Here is a 3,356-nt window from a genome sequence, read left to right as displayed (position 1 = left end):
CCGGGAATGCCGAGCTGACAGCCGTTGGCGGAGCTTTTGAGTAACTCACTTCACGCCTTCACCGGCTGCCGCCGACCCCGTCGCATGAAACGGGATCGCGACATAGGATTAGGGCGGCTGCTGGCAATGAGGTCGGTTTGCATGCGGGCTGGCCGACTTGAACGGGTGGTGCGCCGCGAAGATGACCTCGCGTCCACTCCTGGCGCCTAGCGCAGCGATTTCCAGCCAAAGACGTCATTGAACGAGTGCAGGTAGTGCCCCGTGCGCGACTGGGCGACGATGATGGCCAGGGTGATGTAGCCGCCGGCGGCCACGCCGGCCGCGCCGCACAGGATGAGCAGGAGCTTGCCCCATTGCCTCACCAGTGCGCAACTTCCGTGCTCTGGCGCAGCCCTCACCAGGCGATGCCGTAATCCTCGCCGTGGTGGCTCGAGCCGCCCCAGAAGCTGCCGTGCTTGCGGTCGAAGTAGATGGCGTTGATGGGGCCGGAGGTGCGCTCCTCGAAGGTCAGCTCGTAGCCCATGCGGCGCAGCTGGTCACGGATCCAGGGCGGCACGGCCTCGTTCAGCAGCAGCCGGCCGGGCCGCGAGCTATGGTCGTCGAAGGAGCTGCGCATCTGGAAGCTGTTGATATTGGCCGCCTCCGCCGCCTGCTGCACGTTCATGCCGAACTCGACCACGTTCAGGAAGAACTGGAGCAGGTTCTGGTCCTGCGAGTCGCCGCCCTGCACGGCAAAGGAGAGGAAGGGCTTCCCCTCCTTGAGCGCCAGCGTGGGCGTGAGCGTGACGCGCGGCCGCTTGCCGGGCTCGATCACGTTGAACGGGTTCTCCGCCTCGTCCAGCACGAAGCTCTGCGCGCGCTGGCTCATGCCCATGCCCGTGCGCCCGGCGATCACGGCCGGGATCCAGCCGCCGCTGGGCGTGACCGAGACCACCCAGCCCTCGGCGTCCGCCGCCTGGATCGAGGTCGTGCCCCGGTAGAACGCCTGCTCGAAGTCGTGCAGCGCCTGAGGACTCGACTCTGCTGAGGTCACGGGCGGGCGCGCGTTCCATTTCTCCAGCAGGTGGCGGAACGGGTTGCTCTCGCCCTGGAAGGGGTAGGGGTCGCCCGGCGCGGCCGCCGGGTCGTTCCGCTCCCAGTTGATCTGCTGGAAGCGCTGCTTCGCATACTCCTTCGAGAGCAGCCCCCGGATCGGCTCGGCCGGCGGGAAGTAAGGGTCGCCGTAATAGAAGTCCCGGTCGGCAAAGGCCAGGTTCATGGTCTGGTAGAGCGCGTGGATGTAGCGGGCGCTGTTGTAGCCCAGGGACTCGAGGTTCATGTTCTCCAGGATGTTCAGTGCCTGCAGCAGCACCGGGCCCTGCACCCAGTGCGTCAGCTTGTAGACCTCGATCCCTTTGTAGTCGGTCTTGACCGGCTCCTCGAGCTGCACCCTCCACCGGGCCAGGTCTTCCATGGTGATCAGCCCGCCCTGCTCCTGCGCGCCGCGCACGAACTCGCTGGCGACGTCGCCCTTGTAAAACCGGTCGTACGCCGCGTAGATCGCTTCCTTGCGGCTTCTCCCGCGCCGCAGCGCCTGCTGCTCGGCCTCGACCAGCTTGCGCAGCGTGGCGGCCAGATCCGGCTGGCGGAAGATCTCGCCGGCCGCCGGCGCCTCGCGCGCAGCACCGGCGTGGGGCAGCATGACCTGGCGCGAGTACGGCCACTGCTTGAGCTTCTCCTTGTTCCGCTCGATGCTGTTCGCTGTCTGCGCCTCGATGGGGTAGCCGTCCGCCATCTGGATGGCCGGCGCCAGTACGTCGGCCAGCGCGAGCTTGCCGAACTCCGCCAGCATGACCAGCAGCCCGCCCGGCGTGCCCGGCGTCACCGCGGACCAGGGCCCGTCCTCCGGCGGATACTTGAGCCCCTTCTGCTTGAAGAACTCCGCCGTCGCCCCCGAGGGTGCCACGCCCAGGGCGTTGATGCCCACGACCTTGCCCGTCTTCGGGTTGTAGATCAGCGCCTGCGTCTCGCCACCCCAGCTCAGCACGTCCCACATGGTGGTCGTGGCCGCGAGCATGGCGCAGGCGGCGTCCACTGCATTGCCTCCCTTCTGGAACATCATGGCTCCGGCCGTCGCGGCCAGCGGCTTGCCCGTAATGGCGATCCAGTGCCGGCCGTGCAGCACCGGCTTGGCGGTGCGCTGCGCGGCCGCCCCGGCTGGCAGCAGGAAGGCGGACGCCAGGACGAAGAGATAGGGAAGACGACGGATGACCATTCCCGATGTAAGCATGGCTACTCCTCCTCTTAGATCGCGGATTAGATCGCGGAGAGATCCGCGGTGGGCAGGAAGCGCGGCGGCCGTCGGGCCTTCATCGCCTGCTCGAAGGCGTGGGCCAGACGGATCAGCGTCGGCTCGCTCCACGCCCGGCCGATGAAGGAGATGCCGACAGGCAGGCCGAATGCATACCCCGCAGGCACCGTGATGCTGGGGTAGCCGGCCACCGCGGCGGGCGTCGAGCTGGCACCCAGGAAGTGGTCGCCATTGACCAGGTCGATGGTCCAGGGCGGACTGCCGGTAGGCGCGATAACGGCGTCCAGCCGGTGCTGGTCCAACACCGCATCAATGCCCTCGGCCCGCGACAGGCGGTGGTTCTTCGCCAGGGCGTCCACGTATTCCTTCTCCGTGAGCGGTCCCTTCTCCTCGGCCCTGAGGAAGATCTCCTGGCCGAAGTAGGGCATCTCGCGCTCCCGGTTCCGCTCGTTGAAGTCGATCAGCTCGCGGAGCGAGTGGGCGGGGGCGGCGGGCCCCAGCCCGGCCAGGTAGCGGTTCAGGTCCGATTTGAACTCGTAGAGCAGGACCGTGAACTCGGAGTCGTCGTATTCGCCCAGGTGGGGAATGTCTGCGGGGTCCATGACTTCGGCGCCCTGCGCCTTCAGGGCATCGACCGCCGCCTGGAACAACTGGTCGGTCTCGCGGCTGTAGCCCGAGACCTTGGCGCGGGCGACGCCAATGCGGGCGCCTTTCAGCCCGTTGGGGTCGAGGAAGCGCGTGTAGTCGGCCGGCGCCTGGCCGCGGCTGGCCGCGGTGGCCGGGTCGCGCGGGTCGACACCCGCCAGCACGCCCAGCAGGGCCGCGGCATCCGCTACGGTGCGGGCCATGGGCCCGGCCGTGTCCTGGCTGTGGGCAATAGGGATGATGCCGGAGCGGCCCACCAGGCCGAGCGTGGGCTTGATGCCCACCAGCGAGTTGGCGGACGCGGGGCAGACGATCGAGCCATCCGTCTCCGTGCCCACGCCGACGGCCGCGTAGTTCGCCGCGATGGCGCCGCCCGTGCCGGAGCTCGAGCCGCAAGGGGAGCGGTCGAGCGCGTAGGGGT

The 3,356-nt window shown here is 68.4% G+C and carries 3 protein-coding genes; all 3 read right to left on the bottom strand.

What is annotated here, in order from left to right:
- Positions 1-206: 206 nt before the first annotated feature.
- Complete coding sequence (locus tag HY703_06505; protein ID MBI4544825.1) at positions 207-362, bottom strand: hypothetical protein; 156 nt, start codon at positions 360-362, stop codon at positions 207-209.
- Positions 363-394: 32 nt separating this feature from the next.
- A complete protein-coding gene (locus HY703_06500; protein ID MBI4544824.1) occupies positions 395-2,269 on the bottom strand; it encodes a gamma-glutamyltransferase in 1,875 nt (624 codons plus the stop codon).
- A gap of 26 nt (positions 2,270-2,295) precedes the next feature.
- A partial coding sequence (locus HY703_06495) for an amidase (GenBank protein ID MBI4544823.1) occupies positions 2,296-3,356 on the bottom strand: 1,061 nt, incomplete at its 5' end.

The sequence above is a fragment of the Gemmatimonadota bacterium genome (assembly GCA_016209965.1).
Lineage (GTDB): Bacteria > Gemmatimonadota > Gemmatimonadetes > Longimicrobiales > RSA9 > JACQVE01.
The sequence above is the reverse complement of the archived record's forward strand: the minus strand, read 5'-3'. Positions and strand labels throughout refer to the sequence as shown.

Coding starts and splice junctions, on each gene's coding strand:
- HY703_06500 (MBI4544824.1), bottom strand. CDS start 2,269: ATGCTTACATCGGGAATGGTCATCCGTCGTCTTCCCTATCTCTTCGTC.